21 protein-coding genes and 1 pseudogene are annotated in these 26337 nt (G+C 68.4%); 12 read left to right on the forward strand and 10 right to left on the reverse strand.

Annotated features, from left to right (window positions below; genetic code table 11):
• Positions 1-7: 7 nt before the first annotated feature.
• The 11 genes and pseudogenes from OHT57_RS45835 to OHT57_RS45885 all read left to right on the forward strand — a co-directional run bounded on the left by OHT57_RS45835 (position 8) and on the right by OHT57_RS45885 (position 15136).
• Positions 8-1840, forward strand: a complete 1833-nt coding sequence (locus tag OHT57_RS45835) for an RICIN domain-containing protein (RefSeq protein ID WP_328752909.1) — start codon at positions 8-10, stop codon at positions 1838-1840.
• 56 nt (positions 1841-1896) lie between these two features.
• On the forward strand, positions 1897-4305 hold the full coding sequence (locus OHT57_RS45840) for a ricin-type beta-trefoil lectin domain protein (protein ID WP_328752910.1): 2409 nt from the start codon (positions 1897-1899) through the stop codon (positions 4303-4305).
• Positions 4306-4362: 57 nt separating this feature from the next.
• Positions 4363-6345: an alpha-L-fucosidase gene (locus OHT57_RS45845; RefSeq protein ID WP_328752911.1), complete on the forward strand. Its 1983-nt coding sequence runs from the start codon at positions 4363-4365 to the stop codon at positions 6343-6345.
• A gap of 87 nt (positions 6346-6432) precedes the next feature.
• On the forward strand, positions 6433-7749 hold the full coding sequence (locus OHT57_RS45850) for a ricin-type beta-trefoil lectin domain protein (protein ID WP_328753522.1): 1317 nt from the start codon (positions 6433-6435) through the stop codon (positions 7747-7749).
• 93 nt (positions 7750-7842) lie between these two features.
• The gene (locus tag OHT57_RS45855) at positions 7843-8151 is read left to right on the forward strand and encodes a TetR/AcrR family transcriptional regulator (RefSeq protein WP_328753523.1); all 309 of its coding nucleotides are present in this window, start codon (positions 7843-7845) and stop codon (positions 8149-8151) included.
• A gap of 312 nt (positions 8152-8463) precedes the next feature.
• Complete coding sequence (locus OHT57_RS45860; protein WP_328752912.1) at positions 8464-9888, forward strand: non-reducing end alpha-L-arabinofuranosidase family hydrolase; 1425 nt, start codon at positions 8464-8466, stop codon at positions 9886-9888.
• Positions 9889-10308: 420 nt separating this feature from the next.
• Positions 10309-11337 carry a DUF4232 domain-containing protein gene (locus tag OHT57_RS45865; RefSeq protein ID WP_328752913.1) on the forward strand — a complete coding sequence of 343 codons (1029 nt, stop codon included), beginning with the start codon at positions 10309-10311 and terminating at the stop codon, positions 11335-11337.
• Entirely contained in the window at positions 11334-11897 is a 564-nt protein-coding gene (locus OHT57_RS45870) for a hypothetical protein (protein WP_328752914.1), read from the forward strand. The genes OHT57_RS45865 and OHT57_RS45870 overlap by 4 nt, the downstream gene beginning before the upstream one ends.
• 199 nt (positions 11898-12096) lie before the next feature.
• Complete coding sequence (locus tag OHT57_RS45875) at positions 12097-12888, forward strand: SDR family NAD(P)-dependent oxidoreductase (RefSeq protein WP_328752915.1); 792 nt, start codon at positions 12097-12099, stop codon at positions 12886-12888.
• A gap of 206 nt (positions 12889-13094) precedes the next feature.
• Positions 13095-14157, forward strand: a pseudogene (locus tag OHT57_RS45880) (alkene reductase).
• 61 nt (positions 14158-14218) lie between these two features.
• Positions 14219-15136 (forward strand): alpha/beta hydrolase, encoded by a 918-nt coding sequence (locus OHT57_RS45885; RefSeq protein WP_328752916.1) that lies wholly within the window; start codon positions 14219-14221, stop codon positions 15134-15136.
• Positions 15137-15672: 536 nt separating this feature from the next.
• On the opposite strand, the gene OHT57_RS45890 is transcribed toward OHT57_RS45885, so the two are convergent.
• The 9 genes from OHT57_RS45890 to OHT57_RS45930 form a co-directional block, all read right to left on the reverse strand.
• Positions 15673-16023: a DoxX family protein gene (locus tag OHT57_RS45890; protein WP_328752917.1), complete on the reverse strand. Its 351-nt coding sequence runs from the start codon at positions 16021-16023 to the stop codon at positions 15673-15675.
• Positions 16024-16222: 199 nt separating this feature from the next.
• Positions 16223-16375 (reverse strand): hypothetical protein, encoded by a 153-nt coding sequence (locus tag OHT57_RS45895; protein ID WP_328752918.1) that lies wholly within the window; start codon positions 16373-16375, stop codon positions 16223-16225.
• A 383-nt stretch (positions 16376-16758) separates the two neighbouring features.
• Positions 16759-17346, reverse strand: a complete 588-nt coding sequence (locus OHT57_RS45900; protein WP_328752919.1) for a TetR/AcrR family transcriptional regulator — start codon at positions 17344-17346, stop codon at positions 16759-16761.
• Positions 17347-17401: 55 nt separating this feature from the next.
• The gene (locus tag OHT57_RS45905) at positions 17402-18475 is read right to left on the reverse strand and encodes an SMP-30/gluconolactonase/LRE family protein (RefSeq protein WP_328752920.1); all 1074 of its coding nucleotides are present in this window, start codon (positions 18473-18475) and stop codon (positions 17402-17404) included.
• A 153-nt stretch (positions 18476-18628) separates the two neighbouring features.
• Positions 18629-19444 (reverse strand): oxidoreductase, encoded by an 816-nt coding sequence (locus OHT57_RS45910; RefSeq protein WP_328752921.1) that lies wholly within the window; start codon positions 19442-19444, stop codon positions 18629-18631.
• Positions 19445-19693: 249 nt separating this feature from the next.
• Positions 19694-20017: a CGNR zinc finger domain-containing protein gene (locus OHT57_RS47630; RefSeq protein WP_443053569.1), complete on the reverse strand. Its 324-nt coding sequence runs from the start codon at positions 20015-20017 to the stop codon at positions 19694-19696.
• Between the two features lie 54 nt (positions 20018-20071).
• Entirely contained in the window at positions 20072-20671 is a 600-nt protein-coding gene (locus OHT57_RS45920; RefSeq protein ID WP_328752922.1) for a HutD family protein, read from the reverse strand.
• 668 nt (positions 20672-21339) lie between these two features.
• On the reverse strand, positions 21340-22755 hold the full coding sequence (locus OHT57_RS45925) for a ricin-type beta-trefoil lectin domain protein (RefSeq protein WP_328752923.1): 1416 nt from the start codon (positions 22753-22755) through the stop codon (positions 21340-21342).
• A gap of 139 nt (positions 22756-22894) precedes the next feature.
• Positions 22895-24193, reverse strand: coding sequence for a poly(ethylene terephthalate) hydrolase family protein (locus OHT57_RS45930; RefSeq protein ID WP_443053570.1), 1299 nt, complete (start codon positions 24191-24193; stop codon positions 22895-22897).
• 345 nt (positions 24194-24538) lie between these two features.
• Here OHT57_RS45930 and OHT57_RS45935 point away from each other — a divergent pair, with 345 nt between their 5' ends.
• Positions 24539-24709, forward strand: coding sequence for a winged helix-turn-helix transcriptional regulator (locus tag OHT57_RS45935; RefSeq protein ID WP_328752924.1), 171 nt, complete (start codon positions 24539-24541; stop codon positions 24707-24709).
• Between the two features lie 765 nt (positions 24710-25474).
• On the opposite strand, the gene OHT57_RS45940 is transcribed toward OHT57_RS45935, so the two are convergent.
• Entirely contained in the window at positions 25475-26329 is an 855-nt protein-coding gene (locus tag OHT57_RS45940; RefSeq protein WP_328752925.1) for a glycoside hydrolase family 16 protein, read from the reverse strand.
• Positions 26330-26337: the final 8 nt, after the last annotated feature.

A 26337-nucleotide genomic window follows, 5' to 3' on the forward strand; every position in this document is an offset into this window, starting at 1 on the left:
GGACCGAATGAGGACGAGAGCGAGACCCGGCCGTCTCATACTGGCCGTCGGCATCGTCTTGGCGTTCGTGCTGCAGCTGACGGCGACGGCCGAGAGCCGGGCCGTCTCGGGCGAGGCGCTGAGCGTGAACCTGGCGTCGACGCGGGGCCCGTCGACCGGCGTGGGTGAGGGGTTCCTCTACGGTTTCACCCAGGACGGCAGCCAGCCGGCGGACCAGTTCATCAAGCCGCTGGGGATCAACGCGTTCCGCGGCGGCGGCTGGTTCTCCGGCGGCTGGATCAGGGACAACTACCAGTACGGATCGGCCACTCGGGCCGACCTCGACTCGATCGTCGCACAGGCGAAACGGCTCACCCAGCCGCCGTACCACGCGCAGTACCAGGTCCTGGTCAGCGACATCTACGGCGCCAACGGCGGGCAGCCGTCCACCACGAGGTACCCGTGCGACAACGGCGACTGCTCCAACTGGATCAGCTTCATCGACTCCACCGTGGGGCCACTGCAGGCATCGGGGCTGACGTTCGCCTACGACATCTGGAACGAGCCGGACATCTCCGCCTTCTGGACCCGGGGTGTGAACAGCGCCCAGTACTTCCAGATGTGGGACACCGCCTACCGGGAGATCCGGCGCCTCGCCCCCTCGGCGCAGATCGTGGGACCCTCCCTCGCGTTCACCCCGCAGAGCAACCCGGGTGAATGGCGGACCTGGCTCGCGCACGTGAAAGCGGCCGGGACGGTACCCGACATGATCACCAACCACGACGAAGGGGATGTCGACGACCCGGTCACCGTCTCCCAGTCCCTCAACAGCGCCCTGACCACGGCGGGCATCGGCCCGCTGCCGCTGTCCGCGAACGAGTACCAGCCCGCCGACCGGCAGACCGCCGGGGTGACGGCCTGGTACCTGGCGCGGTTTGCGCAGTCCGGATACACCAACGCGATGCGCGGCAACTGGGTCTGCTGCGTCACCCCCAACCTGACAGGAGTCCTCACCCAGAGCGGCGGCACCTGGCAGCCGACCGGCAACTGGTGGGCGCTTCGCGACTACGCCGACATGACCGGCACCCTCGTCGACACCTCCGGCCAGGTCGGCTCGACCGCGATCTCCGCCTCCGCGGACCCCACCAACAAGCGTGCGGTGGCGATCATCGGCGACGCGAACGGCAACTCCGGCACCGCGTCCGTCACCTTCAACGGCCTGTCGTCCGTCCCCTGGCTGACCAGCGCCGGCAGCGTGCACGTCACCGTGCACCGCATCCCGGACCAGGCACCGCTCGCCGCGCCACAGACCGCCTACGACCAGAACCTGAGCGCCTCGGGCGGCTCGATCACCGTCCCGTTGACGTTCCAGGGCACGCACGACGCGTTCGCCGTGTACCTCACCCCCGCCTCCTCCGGCGGCGAGAGCTTCCCGGCCGGCTACCACCAACTCGTCGTCGCCAACAACAACTTGTGCCTCGACGTGTACGGCGCCTCAAGCGGTGCGGGCGCCGCGATCGACCAGTGGACCTGCAACGGGCAGAGCAACCAGCAGTTCCAGTTCGTGCCGACCTCGGGCGGATACGGCGAACTGCGCGCCCAGAGCTCCGGCCAGGACGTGGCGGTCGCCGGCAGTTCCACGACGGCAGGCACCCCGGACATCGTCCAACAGCCCCCCGGCACAGCGGCCAACGGTCTCTGGCTGCCCGTCCGCCAGTCCGACGGCTCCTACGCCTTCCAGAACCGCAACAGCGGTCTGTGCCTGGACGTCTACGGCGCCGGCAGCACCGCGGGCCAGCAACTCGACCAGTGGCAGTGCAAGAACACACCCGGCACCAACCAGGACTTCTTCCTCCGCTGAACCGTCCGCCGACCGCACCGGACGTGGTCACCCCCCACCTGCGAAAGGAACCCACCGTGTCAGCAATCGCACGGCTGTTAGTGCGCCTGCGTGTCCCGACGGCCGTGGTCGCGGGCCTCGTCCTGGCCGCCGGCGGCGTCGTGGGCACAGCCGCCGCTCCGGCCCGGGCGGCCACCTCCATCACCCTCAACGGCGCGTCCGGCGGACGGACCTTCGACGGCGTCGGCGCGATCAGCGGGGGAGGCGGCAACAGCAGACTCCTGATCGACTATCCCGAGCCGCAACGCGGCCAGGTCCTCGACTACCTCTTCCGGCCCGGTTACGGCGCCTCCCTGCAGATGCTCAAGGCCGAGATCGGCGGGGACACCAACTCCACCTCGGGAGCCGAGCCCAGCCACCAGCACACCCGCTCCGACCTGAACTGCGACCGGGGCTACGAATGGTGGCTGATGGAGCAGGCCAAAGCCCGCAACCCGAACATCAAGCTGTACGGGCTCGCCTGGGGCGCCCCGGGCTGGATCGGCAACGGGAACTTCTGGTCCACGGACATGGTCAACTACCTGGTCTCGTGGCTGGGCTGCGCCAAGCAGCACGGGCTGAGCATCGACTACCTCGGCGGATGGAACGAGCGGGGCTACAACGTCTCCTGGTACCAGCAGCTGCGGGGCGCGCTCAACAGCAACGGCTACGGCAGCGTCAAGATCGTCGCGGCCGACTCGGACTGGTCCGTCGCGAACGACGTCAACTCCAACCCGGCGTTCGCCTCCTCGGTGAGCGCCATCGGCACGCACTACCCCTGCGGCTACCGGTCGTCCCAGTCCACCTGCTCGGTGCCCGCGGCCGCCATGTCGTCCGGCAAGCCGCTGTGGGCGAGCGAGAACGGCTCGGACGACTACAACGGGGGAGCGCAGGCCATGGCCCGCGGCATCAACCGCGGATACATCGACGGACGGATGACCGCGTACCTCAACTGGCCGGTGGTCGCCGCGCTCACCCCCAACCTGCCGTATCCCACCATGGGTATGGCCCTGGCCTCGCAGCCGTGGTCCGGGGCGTACTCGATCGGCAAGAACACCTGGGTGATGGCGCACACCAGCCAGTTCACCGCCCCCGGATGGCACTACCTCGACGCCTCCAGCGGCTACATCGGTGGCAACCGCGCAGGCGGAAGCTACGTCTCGCTCAAGTCCACGAACAACTCCGACTACTCCACGGTCATCGAGACCATGGACGCCGGCAGCGCGCAGACGCTGAACTTCAACGTCACCGGGGGACTGTCCGCCGGGACCGTCCACGTCTGGTCCACGGACGTCGGGTCCGCCAACCCGGCCGACCACTTCGTGCACACCACGGACCTCACCCCGTCCGGCGGCGGATTCAGCCTGACCGTCCAGCCAGGCCACCTGTACACCCTGACCACCACGACCGGCCAGGGCAAGGGAACCGCCACCGGTCCCGCCCGCAGCGCGCTGAAGCTGCCGTACAGCGACTCCTTCGACGGCTACGCCACCGGCACCGAGGCGAAGTACCTCATGGACTGGCAGGGCGCCTTCGAGACGGTGACCTGCGGCGGCGGCCGCAGCGGACAGTGCGTGCGCCAGATGAGCCCGCAGAAGCCGATCACCTGGGACTCGCTGACCGATCCGCACGCCCTGCTCGGTGACGTGGGCTGGGGCAACTACACCCTCACGTCGGACGTGCTGCTGGAACAGCCCGGATACGCCGAGCTGATCGGCCGTGCGGGCGGGCACGACTACGACCGCACCGGCGGTCAGAACGCCTACCGCCTGCGGGTGAGCGACACCGGGGCCTGGTCGATCCTGAACTCGAACACCAACGGCACCGTCACCACCCTGGCCCGCGGCACGACCGCGGCACTCGGCACCAACCGGTGGCACACCGCGGCCCTCACCTTCTCCGGCACCACGATCACCGCCGTCATCGACGGCGCCACGGTCGGTTCCGTGAACGACGGCACCTGGGCCGCCGGGCAGATCGGCTACGGGACCAGCCAGGGCGAGACGGCACAGTTCGACAACCTGTCCATCACGCCCGGCAGCGGCGGGAACGACGGCGGCACGACCGGCGCGATCGTCGGGGTCGGCTCCGGCCGGTGCGTGGACGTACCGAACCAGTCGCAGACGGCCGGCACCCAGGTGGCGCTGTGGGACTGCAACGGCGGCAGCAACCAGCAGTGGACGAACACCTCCTCCGGTGAGCTGCGGGTCTACGGCAGCGACTGCCTGGACGCCGCGGGCCAGGGCACCAGCCCCGGCACCAAGGTGGACATCTGGGGCTGCACGGGGGGCGGCAACCAGAAGTGGACGCTCCACGCCGACGGCACGATCACCGGTGACCAGTCCGGCCTGTGCCTGGACGCCACCGGCGCCGGAACGGCCAACGGCACCCTGCTGCAGCTGTGGACCTGCAACGGCAGCAGCAACCAGAAGTGGACGCGCGACTGATCCCGTGACCGGCGGCCGGATTTCCTGAGCCTCCCCGATCCCTCTGAAAGGCCCCCCATGACTTCCTCGTCCCTGCCGCTCAGCCGGCGCCGGCTGCTGGCGGCGGCCGGTGCGTCGACGGCCGTCGGCCTGCTGCGGTTCGCCCCCGAGGCCGCCGCGACCGACGGCCCCGGAAGCTACACCGCGAGCTGGTCCTCCGTGGACCAGCACCCCCCGGCCCCGGCCTGGTTCCAGGACGCCAAGTTCGGCATCTACTACCACTGGGGCGTCTTCAGCGTTCCGGCGTTCGGCAACGAGTGGTATCCGCGCAACATGTACATCGGCGGCTCGGCCGAGAACAACCACCACAAGTCCACCTACGGCGACCCCTCGGCCTGGCCGTACCACAACTTCATCGACGGTGGCCGCGACAAGGCGGGCAACGTCGTCCAGTTCGCCCCCAAACTGGTCTCCCAGGGCGGCAAATTCGACCCGGACGCCTGGGCCCAGCTGTTCAAGGCCGCGGGCGCCCGGTTCGCCGGCCCGGTCGCCGAGCACCACGACGGCTTCTCCATGTGGAACAGCCGCGCCAACCCGTGGAACTCGGTCCAGCACGGCCCCAGGCTCGACCTGGTGGGGCTACACGCGCAGGCCATCCGCGGGCAGGGACTGAAGTTCATGGCCTCCCTGCACCACGCCTACCACTTCACCGGCTTCTACGACAACGTACCGAACCAGTCCGACCCGAACCTGCGCATCCTCTACGGCCAGCAGGGCTCGGCTGCGGAGAACAAGCTCTGGTACGACAAGCTGATCGAGGTCATCGACGGCTACCAGCCGGACCTGGTCTGGCAGGACTTCAACCTGGGCCGGGTGGAGGAGTCCTACCGGCTCCAGTTCCTCGCGCACTACTACAACCAGGCCGTCGCGTGGAACAAGGACGTGGTCGCGACCTACAAGGACGGCCTCAACAACAAGGGCGAGGTCCTCGACTTCGAGCGCGGCGGCCCGGCAGGTCTGCTCACCCCCTACTGGCTGACCGACGACAGCATCTCCTCCTCCAGCTGGTGCTACACGGTGGGCATCGGCTACTACTCGACGCCGGCCATGCTCCACTCGCTGATCGACCGGGTCAGCAAGGGCGGCAACATGCTGCTCAACATCGCCCCGATGGCCGACGGCACCATCCCCTCCGGGCAGCAGTCCATCCTGCTCGCCATGGGCGACTGGCTCGGCCGCTTCGGAGAGGCGGTCTACTCCACCCGCTCCTGGTCCAGTTACGGCGAGGGCCCCACCAAGATGGGCGGAGGCTCGTTCAGCGGACCGGTGGCCGGCAAACCGCAGGACGTCCGCTTCACCCGCAGCCGGGACAACAAGGTCCTGTACGCCACCGCCCTGGGCTGGCAGGGCGGCACCATGACGATCACGACGCTGAACTCCAACCAGATCAACCTCAGCAGCCTGACCGGCGCCCAACTGCTCGGCAACACCGCCGGCACCTACATCAACCTGCCCGCACCGACCCAGGACGCGTCCGGCCTGCACCTCACCATGCCCTCCTCCAGCACGCCGTTCAGCGCGCTGGCATACACGGTCAAGCTGACCTTCTCCGGCGAGATCCCCGTCCTGGGCGCGCCGGGCGGCTCCACGACCTGGGTCAGGATCGCCAACGTGACCAGCGGACTGGTGCTCGACAGCGGGGGCAACGTCGCCTCCGGCTCCAACCTCAAGCAGTGGAACTACGACGGCAGCACCAACCTGCAGTGGCAGCTGATCGACCTGGGCAACGGCTACTACCGCCTCATGAACCGCACCAACGGCATGGCCGCCGACAGCTGGGGCAACGCCGCCAACGGCGCTCCCGCCCGGCAGGAAGCGTGGAACGGCGGCAACAACCAGCAGTGGTCGCTGGGCAGCCTCGGCGACAACCGCTACCAGATCGTCAACCGGGGCACCGGCACCGCCCTCGACGGCAGCGGCAGCACCACGGCCGGCTCCACCACGGTGCTGTGGACCCCGAACTCCAGCACCAACAACGCCTGGACCATCACCGGCGTGTGAACCGGCGCTCCCCGTACGACAGAAGAACTCGACGACGGAAGAACTCGACGACGGAAGAAGGAGAGCATGGAACGTAAACCGCTCCTAATGTCCATCGCGGCCGCACTGCTCCTCATCCTGACCACCGCGGGCACCTCGTTCAGCAGCGCCCTCGGCGCGCCCGCGCCGGCCACGAGGTCCGCCGCCGCGGCGAGCGCGGGCTGCGGCAAGGCCCCGACGCTGACCAGCGGCAACCACACGATTCAGAGCGGCGGCCAGAACCGCAGTTACATCCTGCGGGTCCCGGCCGGCTACGACAGCAACCACCCCTACCGGCTGGTCTTCGGCTTCCACTGGCGCGGCGGCACGGCGAACGACGTCGACTCGGGCGGCACGGACGGGTACAACTGGTCCTACTACGGCCTCAGGCGGCTGGCCGACAACGCGAACAACAGCACGATCTTCGTCGCCCCCCAGGGCAACGGCAACGGCTGGGCCAACCCCGGCGGCCAGGACGTGACCTTCGTCGACGCCATGGTCAACCAGATCGAATCAGGCCTGTGCGTCGACACCACCCAGCTGTTCTCCGCCGGCTTCAGCTACGGCGCCGCGATGTCGTACGCCCTCGCCTGCTCCCGGGCAACGGTCTTCCGCGCGGTCGCGGTCTACTCCGGCGCGAACCTCAGCGGATGCAACGGCGGCAACCAGCCCATCGCCTACATGGGACTGCACGGCCTCAGGGACAACGTACTGCCCATCCAGTCGGGACGAGACCTGCGCGACACCTTCGTCCGGACCAACGGCTGCACCCCGCAGAACCCGCCCGAGCCGGCCAACGGAAGCCTGACGCACATCATCACCACGTACTCCGGATGCAGGTCCGGATACCCCGTCGTCTGGGCCGCGTTCGACGGAGCGGGCCACGACCCCGGTCCCATCGACGGCTCCACCGGTGACGGCTGGCGCACCTGGACGTCGGCGGCGGTGTGGCAGTTCTTCACCCAGTTCGGCTCGGACCAGCAGCCGCCCCCGCAGTCCGGCAACCAGGAGATCGTCGGCCAGCAGTCGGGGCGCTGCCTCGACATCAACAACTCGACCACGGCCAACGGCACGCAGGCACAGCTGTGGGACTGCAACGGCGGCTCCAACCAGCGGTGGACCTACTCCACCGGAAAGCAGCTGGTCGTCTACGGCAACAAGTGCCTGGGCGTCGGCCAGGGAGCGGGCAACGGCACCCCGGCGGCGATCTGGGACTGCAACGGACAGTCAGACCAGCAATGGAACGTCAACCCCGACGGCACGATCACAGCAGCCCAGTCGGGGCTCTGCCTGGACGCCAGCGGCCAGGCGACCGCCAACGGGACGAAAGCCCAGCTGTGGAGCTGCTCGGGCGGCGCCAACCAGCACTGGCGCCTGCAGAACTGAACGATTGACGTCCCGAGTTAACGACGTCAAGTCAATGTCGTTAACTCGGGACGGGAGCAGCCCGTGGTCACACTTGAGGCCGAAGAGGTCTACGTGCTCGCGCCAACACGTGCGGGAGTCAGCCCGCCGGCCGTCTACCTCCACTTCGCCTCGAAGCGGGAACTCGTCCATGCCACGTGCCTGCGGGTGTGCAGTTCCCTGCTCATCCGCCAAGACCGTGACGCTTGGCCTCCGGACCGGGATCGCTACGTCAGGCGGGCGGCGTCCTCAGCAGTCCACGGCGCGCTTCTCACCGCATCCCACACGTCCGGACCCTCGCCGGCCGACGTGACGCAGTTGGCCCGACCCCCTCGCCGCATCGAATGTTTCGGGATTCCCGGCGAATCATGCGAGAAGTATTGACGCCGTTCTGCGGTTCCCTATCATCCAGAGTGCTCGATGGTTCGACTGTTGTTCGGTATGGCGAACGAGAGGGCCGCTCCACTCGCACAGCAGGACGTCACCGCACACGTCTGCCGCAACGCTGAGTCGCAAGGGATGCGCCGCACGATGCATATGTCATGACCGTGTCAACCCGGCTTTCGTCGTCGTGCGCTGACGGCGACCACCGGCCCCTGGCCGCCGCGGACCGTTACGCACCGCACCACCGAGACAGTCCGGCCGGCCTCCGCGCGGGGCAGCCGGAACCGCTCACTCAAGGACAACGAGGTCCCCATGCGCAGACGTAGTTTCGACCGCGGACGTGTGTCCGTGGTGCTCGCCGCTGCGATCGCGGCCCTGGTCTCGTTGGCGGCGATGCTCGTCGCCAACCCGGCTCAGGCGGCCACCAGCGGCGCCTTGCGCGGTGTCGCCGCCGGCCGATGTCTCGATGTGCCGAACTCCAGCCAGACCGACGGCACGTACCTGCAGATCTGGGACTGCTCGGGCGGGACCAACCAGCAGTGGACGGCGACGGACAGCAACCAGCTGACCGTGTTCGGCAACAAGTGCCTCGATGTTCCGGGCCACGCCACCACGGCCGGTACGCGCGTGCAGATCTGGACCTGCAGCGGGGGTGCGAACCAGCAGTGGCGAGTGAACTCCGACGGCACGATCGTCGGCGTGGAGTCCGGACTGTGCCTGGACGTCACGGGCTCCGGTACGGCCAACGGCACGGCGGTGGAGATCTGGGCGTGCAACGGCGGCAGCAACCAGAAGTGGACCGGCCTGTCCGGGACGACCCCGCCGGGCGGAGGTAACTGCGCTCTGCCGTCGTCGTACCGGTGGACGTCGACGGGAACGTTGGCGCAGCCGGCGAACGGGTGGGTCTCGCTGAAGGACTTCACCAACGTGACGTACAACGGCAAGCACCTGGTCTACGCGTCAAACGTGTCGGGATCGTCGTACGGCTCGATGGCGTTCAGTCCCTTCACGAACTGGTCGGACATGGCGTCGGCCGGCCAGACCGGCATGAGTCAGGCCGCGGTGGCGCCCACGCTGTTCTATTTCGCGCCCAAGAACATCTGGGTGCTGGCGTACCAGTGGGGTGCGTGGCCCTTCATCTACCGCACGTCGAGCGACCCCACCAACCCCAACGGCTGGTCCGCACCCCAGCCGCTGTTCACCGGCAGCATCTCCGGGGCCGCCCCGATCGACCAGACCCTGATCGCCGACGACCAGAACATGTACCTGTTCTTCGCCGGTGACAACGGCAAGATCTACCGGGCGAGCATGCCGATCGGGAACTTCCCTGGCAACTTCGGCTCGTCCTACACGACGGTCATGAGCGACACGGTGAAGAACCTGTTCGAAGCACCGGAGGTCTACAAGGTCCAGGGTCAGAACCAGTACCTGATGATCGTCGAGGCTCGGGGTGCGAACGAGCAGCGCTTCTTCCGCTCGTTCACCGCCTCCAGCCTGAACGGTTCGTGGACCCCGCAGGCCGCCACCGAATCCAACCCCTTCGCGGGCAAGGCCAACAGCGGTGCCACCTGGACCAACGACATCAGCCATGGTGACCTGGTCCGCAACAACCCCGACCAGACCAAGACCATCGACCCCTGCAACCTGCAGCTCCTCTACCAGGGCAAGTCCCCCAGCGCGAGCGGCCCCTACGACCAACTGCCGTGGCGGCCGGGCGTCCTCACTCTGCAACGCTGACCGTTGACAGATGCTCATCGCGTCGAGGGACCCCAGCCGCGCGTCGGCTGGGGTCCCTCCGTACGGCCGCTGATCGCGCCTCGCGCGTGGCCGAAATCAGGGGGCGCCCTGACGAGCAGGGCAGGCAAGCGCTGGGCGAGGCCGGGTGCGCCTACCTGGGGCAGCCTGACGATCGACCACGTCGGCATCCACCTGGGACTCGACAACGACCAAACGCCGATTCCTCTCCAGCCGCGAGACGGTCAACGGGCCCACCCTGTGCGATCTCGGCGCTGCGTCCCTCCTCGACGCCTCGGGGACCTATGCCAGGACACTGCACACCGTGCGCCGTATCCGGATCAAATGATCTGTGACACCGCTGTGACCGGAGGTGTGGGTTCCACCACAGCCACCAGGGCGTCCCCCTGGTGGGGTGGGCGGATGTCGACCGCCTCCCGCGCCGCTCCCGCCGTCCTCGCCGCCGCCCTGCTGCTCGCCGCCTGCGGTTCCGAGAGCGCTTCGTCCGGCGGGGAGGTCGGGGAGGGTGACGGCCATCCGGGCCGGGCCGAGGCACTGTGCCCGTCGGAGATCGCCCGGTACGGCAGCGCATCGTCCTCGGAGCCATCCGTTCGCCCCTCCGGCACGCCGACCGCGCTGCCCCTGCCCTCCGTGAACGGTGTGGCCGAGGACGGCGTCAAGATCACCGCGCTGTACGCCTGGGGCCTGGAGAGTGGCTGCGCGGGAGTCGACAACAGCGCGGACTTCGAGCTCACCAACCGGCAGACGGAGACCGCCACTTACACGCTGACCTTCGGGTTCCTCTCGGCCTCCGGAGGCGCGGTCGACAACGCGGAGCAGACCGTCCAAGCGGTCGGTCCGGGACGGACCGTCAAGGGCACCGTCGTCGTGGGGGAGAGGGTCGACAACGCCCCCGAGGTGACGGGAGTGAAGGTGATCAAGGTGCGGAGCGTTCCTCAAGCCGAGGCGTCGTCCGCCTCGGGAACGTGCCCGAAGTCGGGCATGCACCTTTACGCCGACGAGGGCGACGCGGCCATGGGGTTGCGCGCCGTCGGCCTGCACCTGGTCAACTGCGGTACCCGGCCCATTCGGCTCAACGGCTACCCGAGACTCACGATCCAGGATGAGGACCACCGCCTCGTGGACGGCGTACGGATTCTCCAGGGGACCGATCAGATCAGTACCGGTCTCGGAGGGGACAGCGGCCCCCAACCGGTCGTCCTGCGTCCGCGTGAGGCTGCGGTGGCCGGGCTGGCCTGGCGCAACACCACCCAGGCCGGCGAACCGGTGAACGCGCCGTACGTCCGCGTCTGGGCCGAGCCCGCAGCCGATCCCGTGATGGTCGTGCCGGAACTCGACCTCGGGACGACCGGAAAGCTCGGCGTCGGTCCGTGGCGGAAGGACGAGACGCACAGGGACTCCGCGGGCGGCACCGCAGCCGAGCGTCCGTGATCGCGCTCCTCGTGGCGATCGGGTGTGCGCTCGCCGTGTACCTGCTTGCGCATCCGCGTATCGCGTCCGGGATCAAGGTGCTTCTCCTGACCGCGCCACCGGTGGCCGGAGTCGTCTGGCTCTTGGTCGAGGTGTACGAGAGGTGGCTCACCGCCGGGTTCGTCGTAGCGGTGTTCGTCGTCATACTGATCGCGCTGATCGGGCTTCTCGCCCACCCCCGCCTGCCGACCTGGTCGAAGATGATCGTGTTCGGCACGGTTCCGGGGGCGGCGCTGGCCTGGTTGCTGATCGTCACGGCGGACGACACGCTGAAGGACCCCGGCGAGGACCCGTGTTCCATGTACTACGGCGGGGTCGGCGGCTCGAAGGCGTTTCCCCCACAGGCGTACTGCCGCTACGAGGACGGCAGCACTCACGACCTCGCGACCGGCACCCAGTTCGTGTTCTGGGTCTGCTTCGCCATCAGTCTGGCGCTGCTGTCGGTCGGTCTGTGGCAGGCCGTACGGCACCCGAGGGCGCTCGTGCGGCAGCTCCGCTCCGAAATAGGCCCAGCCGGTTGAGGGACCACCGTTCCCCGTCCGCCTCATCGACCCTTGTGAACTCGCGTCTCCATCGAGGTCCCTGAGGAGAACCTACGCCGAGGGCGGTGGTTGTCGGGATCACGCGCGTTGACCGGAGCTCTTTAGATAGTTATCGTAATCTAAAGTGGGTCGACCCCGGCCCCTCTCCTCCTCCGCCGGCCCAGAATTGAGATCCCCCATGACCACGCAGAAAAAGACCGCTGTCGTCACCGGCGCATCCGCCGGCCTGGGTGCCGCCTACGCGCAGCGGCTTGCCGATCGGGGCTACGACCTGGTCCTGGTGGCCCGCAACGCCGCGCGGTTGCAGACGTTGGCGTCGGACATCCGCAGCCGCACGGGCCGCGCGGTGGACGTCGTCACCGCGGACCTCACCGATGCGGCCCAGATCTCCGCGGTCGAGGAGCGTCTGCGCACCGACGAGAGCATCGAGGTACTGATCAACAACGCCGGCGGAGGGCTGTTCACCCCGCTGGTGGCCTCCGACGCCGCGGCCTCCGAAGCGCTGATCGGCCTCAACGTAACCGCACTGACCAGGCTGACCACCGCGGTCCTGCCGCGCCTGACGGCCCGCGGGCACGGCACCGTGGTGAACATCTCCTCCGCGCTGGCTCTCAACATCCTGCCCGTCAGCGCCGTCTACAGCGGCACCAAGAGCTACGTGCTGACGTTCACCCAGGCCCTGCAGCAGGAGCTCGCCGAGAGCCCCGTCGTGGTGCAGGCCGTGCTGCCGGGCGCTGTCCGCACGGAGTTCTGGGACGGCTCCGGCGCCGACCTCGGGGCGTTCCCCGACGAGTGGATCATGAGTGCGGACGACGTCGTCGACGCGGCCCTCGCCGGACTCGACGCGGGGGAGCCCGTCACCATCCCGTCGCTGCCCCAGATCAGCGACTGGGAGTCGCTCGAGAAGGCCCGGCAGACGCTCGTCCCGAACCTGTCGCTCAAGGTCCCCGCCGATCGCTACCGCGGCTGACCGCCGTTCCAACTCCGGTGCGGGAGCCCATTTTTCCACGGTGCGGCAGGCGCCACACCCGGCCGATACGTCCTGGTCCTGAGCGCGGCAAAGCCCCCGCACCGTCGACTGCCCCTCCGCAAGATCTGCGCTCCCACGGTCGATGGCCACCAGGCCCATCGAGCACCACGCAAGTCCCTCGCACCCTTCATTTTGAGGAAATACCCATGTCGAACGCCCTGTGGAACCCCATCGTCGTCGGGGAGATCGCCCTGCCCCACCGGCTGGCCATGGCCCCCCCTGACCCGGAACCGGTCCACCCCCGAAGGCGTGCCGACCGAGCTGAACGCCGAGTACTACGCCCAGCGCGCCTCGCACGCCCTCATCATCACCGAGGGCACCCAGCCCTCCGCCGACGGCCAGGGCTACGCCGTGACCCCCGGCATTTACACGGACGAGCACATCACCGGCTGGCGCAAAGTCACCGACGCCGTACACAAGGCCGACGGACGCGTCGTCATCCAGCTCATGCACGCAGGACGCATCTCCCACCCCGACAACACCTCCCACCACCGGCAGCCGGTCGCCCCCTCCCCGGTCCAGCCGGCGGGCGAGATGTTCACCGCCTCGGGGCTCCTGGAGATGCCGGTACCGCGCGAGTTGTCCACCGAGGAGGTCGCCGCGACGGTCGACGACTTCCGGCGCGCCGCCGCGGCCGCCATCGCGGCCGGCGCCGACGGCGTCGAGATCCACGGCGCCAACGGCTACCTTCTGCACCAGTTCCTCGCCACCAACACCAACCAGCGCGCCGACCAGTACGGCGGCTCCGTCCAGAACCGCATCCGCTTCGCCGTCGAGGTCGCCACCGCCGTGGCCGAGGAGATCGGCGCCGGCCGCACCGGCCTGCGGATCTCTCCCGGGAACCCGTTCAACGACATCGCCGAGACCGACACCCATGAGCTGTACGCGGCACTCGTGCGCGCCCTCGCTCCGCTCGGCCTCGCCTACCTTCACATCGTCCACGGCGGCGACGACGAACTCCTGCACACCCTCCGCAAGCTGTGGCCGACCACCCTGGTCCTCAACCGGGCCGGCACCGACATCGACACCCGCGCCAAGGACATCGAAGACGGCGTCGCCGACGTCGTCACCGTCGGCACCATGGCGCTCGCCAACCCCGACCTGGTCGAGCGCGTACGCACCGGCGCACCGCTGAACACCCCGGACCCCGCCACCTTCTACGGCGGCGACGCAACCGGCTACACCGACTACCCCACCCTCACTGCCTGACAAATACGGGGCTACCGGTCCCAGTGGGCCGGTGCCCCCAAACCACCCATGGAGGTTCCACATGTCTGATCGCACTGCAGTTGAACTGAGCCCGGAAGCAGCCGAGTTCGCGGAATTCTTCGCCGGACTGGCGGTTCCCGAGTCTGAGTTGGATGCGATGCGCATCGTGTCGGAGGGCGTCCATCTCAAGGCCCGGGAGCCGGAAGGGGTCACCTACCGAGAGGTGGACGCGGGTGGCGTTCCGGGAATCTGGTGCGAACCGGTCGATGCCAACACCGACTACGTTCTCCTGCACGGTCACGCGGGGGGCTCCGTTCTGTCGTCGGCGTTCGTCGACCGGAAGCTCGCCGGCCACATCGCCAAGGCCGCCGGGGCCCCCGTGCTGGTGCTGGACTTCCGGCGCGCGCCGGAACACAAGTACCCGGCTCAGGTGGACGATGCGGAGGCGGCCTTCAACTGGCTGCTCTCCGAAGGGTACGAGCCGGGGAACATCATCACGATCGGCCACTCCATCGGCGGGTTCATCGCCGTCGCCCTGGCGCTTCGCCTCCGCGACAAGAAGCTGCCCCTGCCCGGCGCCATCGTGTCGATTTCCCCTTGGTGCGACCTCGAGATCGCAGGCGAGACCATCGAGACCAACGCCGGGACGGACAAGATTCTCAGCAAGGAACTGCTGGCCTTCTTCCGCGAGTCCTGGATCGGCGGCACGGGCATCGAGTTCACGGACACCCGGATCAACCTGAACCGGGCGGACCTGAGCGGCCTGCCCCCGACCCTCGTCTCCTGGGGAACCTACGAGGTCCTGGCCGGCGAGGACGAGGAGTTCGCCACCCGCGTCAAGGACGCCGGAATCGACACAGCAACCGTGGTGGTCCCCGGCGGCCAGCACTCGTACGTCTACGGCGCCGGCCGGGTTCCGGAGACCGACGCCGCCATTGCGAAGATCGGCGCGTGGGTCCGGGAGAAGACGAAGATCTGACCGAGGAGTCCGCGCGCCTGCCGGACCGGGCCGGTGGACGGACGTCGACATGGCCTGCGGTGGCACGCAGGTCGGCGATGCCCGCGACCTCGTCCCGGTCCGGCAGGCGACGGCCGGGACGGACGACCACAACAGCGGTTTCAGCCATGTGCGTGCACCGCCGTGCGCAACCGAGCGCGCCGACTTGCGGGTCGCCGTCCGGGCCGAGGATCCATCGCATCCGGTCGACGGGGACATCGCCGCGGCCGTCGACGACGCCAATGTCTCCAGCGGTCCGGCGACGGCAACCCCGGCGCTCGGAGACAGGTGCGGACCACCTCTGGGTCTGCAGGCCTCGGGACGTCGTCCAGACGCGACCGACACCTCGACAAACAGGGGAACGGCGATGCACACACCGAGACGCAACGTGTCACGCGTCCTGACGGATTCCACGTCCCGGTAGCGACTTGCCTCCAGCCCGGGCGCTGGAGGCAAGAGTCCGGCAGTTGCCGTGCCGCGTGATCGCGAGCTGGTCCGACCGCGATCGTGGAGCACGATCAGACGGTCGCGAAACCCAGCACCAGCGGTGCCACGGCAACGAGCATGATGGTCGCCGGGAGGCCGATGCTCTTCGTGTCGCCTCCACGGACGTGCGTGATCACAGCACCCAGGAAGTACAGGACGACACCGATCGCCGCCGCGATGCCCAGCGGTCGATAAACGATGCCTGCGAGCAGCCCCAGAGCACCCGCGATCTTGATCAGGCCCAGGGGCAAGAACCAGCTGTCAGGTACCCCGAGTGCCTTGATTCCATCTGTGATCTTCGGGTCGCTGGTGATGTCGGGAACGGCGGAGAGGGCCAGCACCAGGGACAGCACGACCGCGATGACGACATAGGCGATGTACATGAAGAACTCCGCAGGGATTGACGGGACCGTCGATCGGTCCAGGAATGCAGGGCAGCAAACGATGGGCTGCAGTACGTGACTGCCTCGCGTCCGCGGCACTGTGGTAGGCGTCGGCGAGGTGATCGTGGTGATGCCGAGGAGGAGCGGTCGCAACCGTTCTCACCGGTTCGGAAACGGGCCTCGTGCCGGCGGCGGATGGTCAGGCCACCCACGCGGAGCGCATCCACTGCGACAGGGCCACTGCGTCGGCGATGGGCTGCTCACCGATCACGAGAGCGCTGAGGCCTGCGCTCAGGTTGCCGAAATCCAGTCCGACGTCCGGCCCGTGGCAGGCGCCGAACGCGCCGCCCATGGCCGGTGTCGGCCAGGTGCGTCGGTAGAGGCAGGACCGTCCCGCCGACGACGCCGTGTGCTTCGGCGAGGAGCAGGCTGGGCATGTCGAACAGCCAGTGGGAGTGCTTACTGCTTAAGCCGGCGCAGGTCACTGCATCGGCAGCGCTTGAGCAGGTCCGCCTCCCGCCCGCGGATGGGGGAGAGGAGCCCCGGCCTTGCTGCGGGCGGCAGGAACAGGGCATGCCCGAGTGAACCGGGGCGGAAAAGGAAAGATCGCTATGGTTGGCCGGCGCATCGGCGTGCTCAGATCCCTACCTGGTGTGCTCCGCACTGGAATCACACCGGCCGGGGATCGTCGGTCTCACTTCCCCGACGTGCACAACAGGTCGTCGGCTGAAGCGATCAGTCGTGCTGCTCGGCACCCAGAATTGCCAGGGCGTTGCGGATGCCCTGTTCGAGGAGTTCGTCGGCGAACGGCCGGTCGGTCAGGGCACGGGAGAGTTGCAGTGTCCCGGCCATCATGCCGAGGAGGCTGAGTGACTTCAGGCGGGCCGACGGCGGATCGTGGGGTGCCAGTCGTGCGGCGAAGCCGTCGATGAGCGTCAGTGCGCCGTCGGTGTACGCCTGCTTGGTGTGATCCGTGGAGCGAGAGATCTCGTCGAGCAGGGCGGCATTGGGGCAGCCGTCCTCGATGCCGTCGCGCTGCTCGGCGGAGAAGTACCAGCGCACGATCTGCTCGAGTCCGGCACGGCCGGGCGCTGCCTGCGCGACGATGTTCTCGTGCTGTGCGCGCATCTGGTCGGCGACCGCGGTGGCGACGAGTTCTTCCTTGGAGGAGAAGTAGGCGTAGAAGGTGCCGTTGGTCAGGCCCGCGTCCTTCATGAGCGTGGCGACTCCGGAGCCGTCGATGCCGTTGCGCTTGAGCCGGCGGCCGGCCGTCGTGATGATCCGCTGCCGTGTCTGCTGTTTGTGTTCCTTCGTGTACCGCACGGTGGGTTCCTCCCTGGCAGCCGGGGCGCGAGCCCTGGCTGCCGCCCTGGTCAGGTCAGTGTGCTGCGCCTGCGAGGAGAGCGGGGAAGTTGATCGTCGCGGTCTGCAGTTTCGGGTCGTGGGGCTCGGGGACGCCGCCGTCGGTGATGTACAGCCGGTCGCCGCGTACGGCGGTGGCGGAGGGCGAGGCGAGACCGTCCGTGCTGGTCAGGACGGGCTTGTAGGTGCCGTTGGGGTAGATGACCACGACTCTGTCCGGGCCGTTGTTCGAGGAGGAGCCGTTCTGCGCCGCGAAGACCACGTCGGAGTGGGGGGTCAGGAAGCTGAGATCGTCGATGTTGGGCAGGCCGCCGGCGACAACGCGGACGGGACCGGCCGTGCCGGTGCCGGTGATCGGTACCCGCAGTAGGGTGCCCTTGTTGAAGTTGGTGATCCACAGGGCGCCGTTGTGGAACCGGAGCCCGTTGGCGCCGATCGGCAGGGCTTCGGTCGGCACCGGCGCGAGAGCGTCGTCGATCAGCCACGGGGTCACCGATCCGCCTGAGACCGGAACGGACCAGATGATGCCCTTGAGGCTGTCCGCGATGTAGAGAGTGCGTCCGGCCGAGTCGACGGCCAGACCATTGGGTCCCGAGTCGGCGGGCAGAGCGGCGACACGGTGAGAGGAACCGTCGGCAAGCAGCTTGTACACGCCGTTCCTGGCCGCGTTGCCCGGGGCCCACAGCGCGTAGTAGACGGTGCCGTCACTGCCACGGGCGTTGCCGCTGATCGCCTCACCCACCTGCCCGGTGGCAAGCACCGTGCGCACTCCGGAGGCGGAGATGCGCATCAATTCCGGACCGTGGGTGCGCTGGCACACCGCGCAGCTGCCGAGCAGGGACAGGGTCACCGAACCGTCGGGGTTGGCGGTGATGTTCTCGGGGATCTCGCCGGCGGCGTAGTCGAAATTGGCCGCGGTTCGTACGTTGCTGACTGCGGATCCGCTGTACGGGTGTCCTGTCCCTGCGGACGCAGACCGCGCCGAGATCAGGACGGCCGCCGAGGCGGTGACCGCCAGCGCTGAGCCGACGCTCTTCTTCAGAAAACGCTTTGCGCTCGTTGCACTGCGCAGTGCCGTTTGCTGCTGCATGACTCTCCTCGACAAGGATGTGAGCTACTGGGCAATGGGCCTTCAGGGACATCAGGGAAGCCGACGATGTCCGCCACATCGGACATTCGGCAGGAGCGGCACCCTTGCGGCCGGACGGGATGACGCCGGCACTCATTGCTCCGGGCGGCGATGTCAGGTGGGCATCCTGTTGGTCTTGCGGACCTGCTTGTCGAACGTCCCGGTGGGGACGAGGCGGCGCGCTGCGCTGATGCGTGTGGCGAGGGGGCCCGCGGTGTAGCGCAACTTCGGCTTCTTGTCGGATGCTGCTGTGACGATCACCTTGGCGACGACGGCGGGGTCATCGCCGTCCTTCATCGCGTCCGCGATCATCTCGTCGAAGATGCGCCGTCGCTCCGCGTACAGCGGCAGCGGGGTGTCGGGCTGCGCGGCGTTCGTGTCGAAGCTGGTCTTGGTGTATCCGGGCTCTACGAGAAGGACCCGGACGCCGTGCTCGCGGACCTCGTGGTCCAGGGACTCGGAGTAGCCCTCGAGCGCGTGCTTTGCCGAGACGTAGAGGGCCATGAAGGGCTGGGGGATGAGCCCGAGGACGGACGAGACGTTGATGATGCGTCCCCCTCCCTGGGCGCGCATGTGCGGCAGGACCGCCTTCGTCATCCGCATGACACCGAAGACGTTGATGTCGAAGACGCTCTGGGCCTGGGCGAGCGAGTTCTCCTCGACGGCACCGGCTGAACCGATACCGGCGTTGTTGACCAGGACGTCGATCCGCCCGAACCGGTCGATCGCCTGCTCGACCACGGCGGCGGCGGATTCGTCGCTCGCTACGTCGAGGTCGAGGTACGTCACCCCGGCGGGCGGGGTGAGTCCCGAGGTTCTCCGTCCGGTTCCGATGACGTCGAAACCCGCCGCGACGAGGGCGCGGGCCGTCTGATTGCCGATCCCGGATGAGGCCCCTGTCACGAGCGCCACCGGCCGAGTTGCCGCCATCACGTACTCCCTCGCCTTTGTCTTACAGTCGTATGTCTTACGTTCGTACGACCATACGGGCGTCGTCGATCGATTGCAAGTGGTCGCGACCGGAGATTCAGCAAACGATCCGGAAAGAAGGGCTCAACAGAACAGGGTTCTTACTCCTGCGCGTGTTCTGCCGGCGACCGAGCGGACTGCAGCCGCAGTCCGGAGACTCCGTGGAGGAGGGCACGGCAGTGAACGACGCGCAAGGAGGTCGAGGCGACGTCATGCAGGAAGGCACCCAACCGCACCCTCACCGGCGGGGGAGTGACCTTCGCCTGTCGCGCCCGGTTCGGGCGAAGGGCATCGGGAGCGTGCCCGGCCCAGCCTTGCGTGTGAGGTTGTCCGAGTGAGCTGAGGACTCCTCGTCAGCTTTCCCTGTGCCGGCCGCTCTGTCGTGCGCGCCTGATGGAGACGGACCTTGGTGCGGTTTCCGCACCGGGACATGGAGCACCAGCGACGGTTGCGGGCCGGGGAGCGATCCAGGAAGCGCAGTGCGCAGCGGTCCGCTCCGCAGACGCGGACGGTACGTTCACCCAGAAGATCCACTGTCCGGAGAGGTTTTCGGTGAGTACGCCGCCGATGAGCGGCCCGTTCCCGCCGTCAGCACAGTGCGGTGATCCTGATCCCGACCACCGTGCCATCGCCTCGTAGAGTCAGAGCCACCGGGCCTTCGTGACGCACACAGTCGAGCCGGCCGAGCGTGGTCTCCCGACCGTCCGGTCCGCCGACGGCGATCCCCTCGGTGACGGCCATGGCGAGCAGGGTCTCGCCCGCGGCGCAGGCCATTTCCGTCCCCCGTGACGTGACGGTGATGATCCGCACCCTTGCCGTCGCCCGGCTTCTACGGGTCATCACATTCATGTTGCGGACCGCGCCCGCTTCCAACTGACAGTCCGTCACTGCGTCGCCTGAGAAGGCGAAGGGACTCAACGGCCCGACCGGATGGGGTGTTCCGTCCACCGTCAGCACCATGCCCTCGCCCTCGACGAGGGTGATCACGCGGTCGATCCCGGGAAAGGCGGAGAAAGGGCCTCGCGCGTCCACGTCGGCGACACTCACCCGCCAGTCGAAGCCGTCCGCGGGCTCCGTCGAGGCCAGGGGAGCGTGCACGGTGCCCGCCGCGACCTCTCGGGTCGTACCGCCGTGGTTCTTCCACGGCACCCTGCGGTACTCGCTCCAGCGCAGAGCATCTCCGCCCATCCGACACCGCCTCCTTGCACCGTCATCCAGCCGGCCGCGTCACCGACGGACCCGGGCCACCGGTCTCTCGGTCGTCAGATCGCAGGAGTGCCCAGCCACGTGATCATCGAGTCCAGGGCCAGCCTACGCACCGACCAGAGGCGGAGGGCGGGGGTGCCTCACCGGACAGGGCAAGCCGCGAGGCTCGCGAGCCGGAAGTGCCCCTCATTTCAGGTGGGCGAAGCCGTGCTCGTAGACCACGCAGACGGACGCGATCAGCTTGTTGGCCTGCTTCCTCGCCGGGGTTTGATACGTCCTCTTCAGGAACTGCGGGCTGCCTGTTCCAGGGCCGTACGGATCTCCTTGACGCCGGTGGGCTTTCCCGGGTCCTGAGGCCAGGGCGGCCGGGGGTCGGACAGATAGGGGACAACCCAGGCGGGGCTGCAGTCCTGGACGCGCCAGCTCTCCGCTGTGGCCCCGGCGTCGACGGTGTCGTAGCCGAGACCGCCGAGCAGAGCGGTGACGGACTCTTTGGCCGCGTCGTCGTTGCCGGTGATGGGGGAGCGCGCTGCGGTCGGGGGATCCGGCGGGACGGGCGAGGGAGACGAGGTGCTCGAAGCCCTGGACCAACATGACCACCGACAGGTCGCCCGGTGCCGTGGGTACGCGGCAGGCGATGCGGGTGGTGGTCAACCGGCGGCGACGATCCGCCACCGCTGGTTCGCGCTGGTGCTGTCACTCCACTGGCCCAGATCGGATCCGCTGCCGGTGCGGCCCATGCCGTCGATGTACTTGCCGGTGGCGCGGTTCTTGATGCGCACGTTGTCGGCGTCGGTCAGCACCGACCACTGCTGGCTCGTGCTGTTGCTGTCACCGTACTGGGCGGCCGCGGATCCGTCCGAGGTACGGCCGGCCCCGTCCAGGTACAGGCCGGTCGCCCGGTTCTTGATGCGCACGTAGTGCCCGGCGTTCTCGACGGTCCACTGCTGCTCGTTCCTGCTGCTGCTGCCGCTGGCTTCGCCGACGGCGGACCCGCTGGTGGTGCGGCCCTCACCGTCGATGTACAGGCCGGTGGCGGCGTTGGTGATCCGCACGTAGGTGCCGCCGCCGCTGCCGATCCCCCAGGCGTACTGAAGGCGGGTCAGTCCCGAGGCGTTCACCAGAGACAGCCTGATGCCCGAGCCGGTGCCGCTCTTGCTGGTCATGCTGTACCAGTCGCCGTCGCGCAGGCCCGGCCAGTAGACGCTTCCCATGCCGAGGGCGCGCAGTTCGCTGCTGACACCCCGGACGTAGTCGGCGAAGAACGAACCACTGGGGATGCTGTAGTCGATGGCGCTGTAGTTGACACCGTTCTTGCTGCCCGGGCTCATCGGGCCGCCCCACTCGGTGGCGATCGTGCGGGCGGCGTAGCCGCCGATGTAGCCGGCGAGGTGCTCCGCCCACTCGGTCTCGTCCTCGTATCCCGCGAAGAACGAGTAGTCGTGCACCGCGAGGAAAGTGCCGTCCAGACGGCTGTCGCCTCCGACCGCCGCGACGTTCTGGGCCAGCCCCGCGCCGTCGAGGATCACCCTGGAGCGGGGCACCGAGGGGTACCTGGCCAACCAGCCGCTGTACATGTCGTCCAGGGCGGTTGTGCCGTAACCGTAGGGCTCGTTGATGACCTCGAAGTAGGCGTGGGAGTTGGAGCCGTACTTCTGGACGACCTTGTCCCACATCTGGTTGAACCCGGCAGTGCTCGTCGGCTTGCCGCCGGTGTACGCCCAGTAGGCGAGGATCACGTTTCCCTTGGTGAGGGCCGTGTCGATCGCCCCGGTGTAGGTGTTCCAGTAGTCGGCGACAGTGGGCTCATTGATGGGCATGCGCACTGTGTTGGCGCCCGTCGTCGCGTACATCTGGCCGACGACCTGGTCCGCCACGGTGGAAGCCGAGGAGTAGGTGTCCGACGCGCCGAGCCCGGACGGGTGCAGGACGCCGTTGACGAAGTTGTCTCTCTGGTCGGCCCAGTTCACTCCTCTGAACTGCGAGGTGGCAGCGTGCGCCTGGTGCGGAACGGCCACCAGAATCGCCGCGACGAGTGCGAACACCGCCAGCACTCTGGTCATCATGGCCGGTATTCCACGTGTATCGGCTGTCCGGGTGCCCATCGAGTCTCCCATCGGCTTGTCCCTTCTGTGTGCAGCCCCTGCAACGCACGGGCCAACGAGATGCGGCCCCTCGGGTGGATGAAGCGGCGCGCCTGCCGGGCTATCCGAGTGTCCAGCGCTGATTGGTTCCGCCGGTGCAGGTCCACAGTTCGACCAAGGCTCCGTTCACGGTGGACGCGCCGGTCACGTCCAGGCACAGGCCGGACCCTGCCCCGGTGATCGTGCCGTTCGCGTTCACATTCCACTGCTGGTTCGAGCCGCCGTTGCACGACCAGATCTGCACCTTCGTACCAGGACGGGCGCCCTGTCCGGCGGCGTCCAGGCACATGGTCGAGCCACCGCTGTAGACCGTCAGCTGACCGGAGGAGGTGCGCGTCCACGACTGGGAGGCCCCGCGGTTGCAGGTGTAGATGTCCGTCTGTGTGCCCGCTGCCGTGCCGGAACCCGGTACGTCCAGGCACTTGCCGGCACCCACCGCGTGGACCGGCTGACCGCCGGCAGGCGGCGTCGAACCGTCAGCGGGAACGTAGGGGCACTTCGGCTGGTAGACCGAGACGGTGGAGGGATCCGGCAGTGTCGGGCAGAGGAACTGCGTATAGCGGGTGTCGCTGTCCACGAACACCTTCAGCCAGGGGATCAGCAGCTTCATCTCCACGTTGTTCGGACGGGTGTAGTACACGTGGTCCGCTCCGGCGATCTGGGCGAAAGCGCTCTGCGTGGTGCCCGGCAGCGTGGCGTACAGACTGCTGAGATACGAGGGGGTCACGACCGTGTCGTTCTGGCCGCCGATGACCAGCGTGGGCACCGTGTCGGTGGCCATGCTCAAGCCGTTGCCGGGGAACCCCGGAGCCAGACCGATCATCGCCTTCAGCGACGGCCGGCGTTCCGCCGCGATGATCGCTCCGGCTCCGCCCGCGGAGTGTCCGAGTACGGACAGCCGGTTCGGGTCGACCTCCGCCTTGACGGGGCTGCGTGTGGTCAGCCAGTCCAGCCCCGCCAGCAGTTCGGCGGCCCGGGCATCGGCGCCGTCGGTGCGGCTGTTGGTCTCGACGCAGATCACCACGAACCCGAACGAGGAGAGCCACGGGCCCATCCACGCTTCCTCCTGGGCGCACAGCGCCGAGTAGCCCGGCACGATCGCCAGTGCCCCCCAGGTGCCCAGGCTCGTGTCCGTCGGGTAGTAGACCACCCCGCCGTTGAACCCGTTACCCGGCGCCACATCCATCTGTGCGGTGGGGAACGGGCCGCGCGAGGCCTCGATGCCGGCCACGGTGGGATCGGGGCCGCGCTGGTACGAGTTGCTCTGGGCGACCCGCGGCGCGGCGGCGCCTGACTCCGACGTGGCCGACGCCGGTGCCGCCACGAACATCGCAGCGAGGACCGCCGCGACGGCCGCCACCGCCGTCATCGTGGCCGTCCACGACCGCCGCCGCCCCGTTCTCGGGCTCCCCGCTTCGGCACGTCCCTGCGTTGATCTCGACAACGGCATGGTGAACCTCCCGGCGGGAAGAGCGAGAGTTCCTGGATAGTGGCATGCGCAGAAAGGTTGAGATCAGACCAAGCACCTCAGTGATGGGATGTATAGCGCGTCGAGTCCACTGCTGGGTGAAGATGCCATAGCAATGCGTCGACTACAAGAGCTTGTTCGCACTCGCAGTGAAGCGAGGGGAGCGATCAGGACAGCCAACCTCCCTACAGAGGTCCCATGTCGCGGATTGGCTGGGCCGCAACCCACTGCCGCCCTATGGTTTTCCTAGGGCTGGTCACCCGCGCGGCCTATCCGGAGATCCCGCCCCGCGTGGAGTACGAACTCACCCCGGCAGGCGCACGACTCGAGGTTGTGTTGGCCACCATGGACGCCTGGGCCGAACAAGACCTTCCCCGCACCGGCGCGGCCCCCGTCGAAGATCGATAGCAAGGACCCGCCGACTGCCGGGCCCGCGGACAGGCGCTGACGCAGCGGCACACAACCCCGTCCGCCACGGTGGGGCGCCCGGCCACGAAGTCTGTCCCCAAGGGAACGGATGTCTGCTGGAGGAATGATCGACAGCGACGACCCGAATGTGAGACAGGGCTGTTGGATTTACACTCCCCGGCCTGATCAGGAACGTCCCTCAAGGTGAGCCACACCCACTTGTGATGGCCGAGATGCGCCCGGATCGGGCTGCCAGGCTCGGCGCTGGTCCTATCTGGGGTTGCTGAACGTTCCTGCAGGTCAAGAGGGTGGCGCGGGTTCAGGCAGCAATCCAGATCATCAGCGGGTCCTCATGGCCGGCATTCTGGCCACCACCACGGACTGCCCACTGACATCGCAGCGGCCCTGGCACCGCTCGCGGACAGCGACAGCGTCCTGCACGACAACCCCCTCAAGAGATCAAGGCCGATCAGGCTCGCCCTCCTGGACGCCGTTCGCTGACGCCCCAGCATCGTTGCGCTCACGCAGTGGGGGCCTCGCGGACGCGCTGGCCGGTGAGGAGGAGGTGCGAGAGGTTCGACCAGGTCGCAGCGGGGCCGCCCGGTCCCCTGCTGCACGAACTCGCCTGCCCCGCCCCGCCTCCCGCCCCGCCCCGTAGGGTGCTGTCAGGGCTTGCGGGGGAGGGACGGCCACACGCGACGCGGACGCCTGTCGACGCAGAGTAGGCAAAGAACCAACGGTGGCCGCCCACGGGGGCGCGGACCGTCACGCGCGGCCTTCGCCGTAGAAGCGCACATAGTCGACTGTCATCGTCGCGGGCGACGGCGTCGAGGCGTCGGGAGGGCCGGGCCAGTCACCCCCGACGGCGACGTTGAGCAGCAGGTGCATGTCCTGTTCGAAGACCCAGTCGCGCGCGGCGGGCAGCTTGGACGGAGTGAGGGTGAAGTACGGCTTTCCGTCGACGGACCAGGTGATGCGGCGCGGCCGCTTGTCGACGGCGTAGGTGTGGAAGGCGCGGGAGGCATCGGCCGGGAGGGTGGTGGAGCCGCCGATGCCGTTCTCGTTGAAGTAGGTCGGCCCGTGCGCGGTGCCGTACACCGTGCGCGGTTCGGCGCCGACCACCTCGCAGATGTCGATCTCGCCCTGTCCGGGCCACTCCACCCCGTTGTTGCCGAGCATCCAGATGGCCGGCAGCAGCCCCGTGCCGGTGGGCAGCTTCGCGCGGACCACCACGCGTCCATGGGTGAGCGCGGTTTTTCCCTCGGTGGTCAGACGGGCCGAGGTCCAGGTGCAGAACTCCCGTGTGTAGCACGGCAGCTCGGATCCGGCGGGGGCCGGCCGTGCCGATATCAGGAGGTGTCCGTCGCCGTCGAGGGCGGAGTTGGCCGCGTCGTCCGTGTAGTACTGCAGCTCGTTGTTGCCCCATCCCTCGGCGTCCCGGTTCCCGGTCTCGGTGTTCCAGGACTCCTCGGCCGGCCGAGTGGCGGCCGCTCCACCGAACTCGGCCCGCCAGAACGGCCTTTCCTGGGCCGGGCCGGAGCGTGTGCCCGGAGCAGCACCGCAGCCGCAGAGCAGTCCGCCCAGCGCCAGCACGAGTGCCAGGCGGGTACATAGGTTCATCGCAGTGC

This window comes from Streptomyces sp. NBC_00285 (assembly GCF_036174265.1).
Lineage (GTDB): Bacteria > Actinomycetota > Actinomycetes > Streptomycetales > Streptomycetaceae > Streptomyces.

What these genes read in the sequence shown, in the direction of transcription:
- OHT57_RS45920 (WP_328752922.1), bottom strand. Translation starts at nt 20,671, where the DNA reads ATGGGCGGAGATGCTCTGCGCTGGAGCGAGTACCGCAGGGTGCCGTGG.
- OHT57_RS45845 (WP_328752911.1), top strand. Translation starts at nt 4,363, where the DNA reads ATGACTTCCTCGTCCCTGCCGCTCAGCCGGCGCCGGCTGCTGGCGGCG.
- OHT57_RS45860 (WP_328752912.1), top strand. Translation starts at nt 8,464, where the DNA reads ATGCGCAGACGTAGTTTCGACCGCGGACGTGTGTCCGTGGTGCTCGCC.
- OHT57_RS45925 (WP_328752923.1), bottom strand. Translation starts at nt 22,755, where the DNA reads ATGATGACCAGAGTGCTGGCGGTGTTCGCACTCGTCGCGGCGATTCTG.
- OHT57_RS45865 (WP_328752913.1), top strand. Translation starts at nt 10,309, where the DNA reads ATGTCGACCGCCTCCCGCGCCGCTCCCGCCGTCCTCGCCGCCGCCCTG.
- OHT57_RS45890 (WP_328752917.1), bottom strand. Translation starts at nt 16,023, where the DNA reads ATGTACATCGCCTATGTCGTCATCGCGGTCGTGCTGTCCCTGGTGCTG.
- OHT57_RS45935 (WP_328752924.1), top strand. Translation starts at nt 24,539, where the DNA reads ATGGTTTTCCTAGGGCTGGTCACCCGCGCGGCCTATCCGGAGATCCCG.
- OHT57_RS45910 (WP_328752921.1), bottom strand. Translation starts at nt 19,444, where the DNA reads ATGGCGGCAACTCGGCCGGTGGCGCTCGTGACAGGGGCCTCATCCGGG.
- OHT57_RS45885 (WP_328752916.1), top strand. Translation starts at nt 14,219, where the DNA reads ATGTCTGATCGCACTGCAGTTGAACTGAGCCCGGAAGCAGCCGAGTTC.
- OHT57_RS45835 (WP_328752909.1), top strand. Translation starts at nt 8, where the DNA reads ATGAGGACGAGAGCGAGACCCGGCCGTCTCATACTGGCCGTCGGCATC.
- OHT57_RS45850 (WP_328753522.1), top strand. Translation starts at nt 6,433, where the DNA reads ATGTCCATCGCGGCCGCACTGCTCCTCATCCTGACCACCGCGGGCACC.
- OHT57_RS45875 (WP_328752915.1), top strand. Translation starts at nt 12,097, where the DNA reads ATGACCACGCAGAAAAAGACCGCTGTCGTCACCGGCGCATCCGCCGGC.
- OHT57_RS45895 (WP_328752918.1), bottom strand. Translation starts at nt 16,375, where the DNA reads ATGGGCGGCGCGTTCGGCGCCTGCCACGGGCCGGACGTCGGACTGGAT.
- OHT57_RS45940 (WP_328752925.1), bottom strand. Translation starts at nt 26,329, where the DNA reads ATGAACCTATGTACCCGCCTGGCACTCGTGCTGGCGCTGGGCGGACTG.
- OHT57_RS45905 (WP_328752920.1), bottom strand. Translation starts at nt 18,475, where the DNA reads ATGCAGCAGCAAACGGCACTGCGCAGTGCAACGAGCGCAAAGCGTTTT.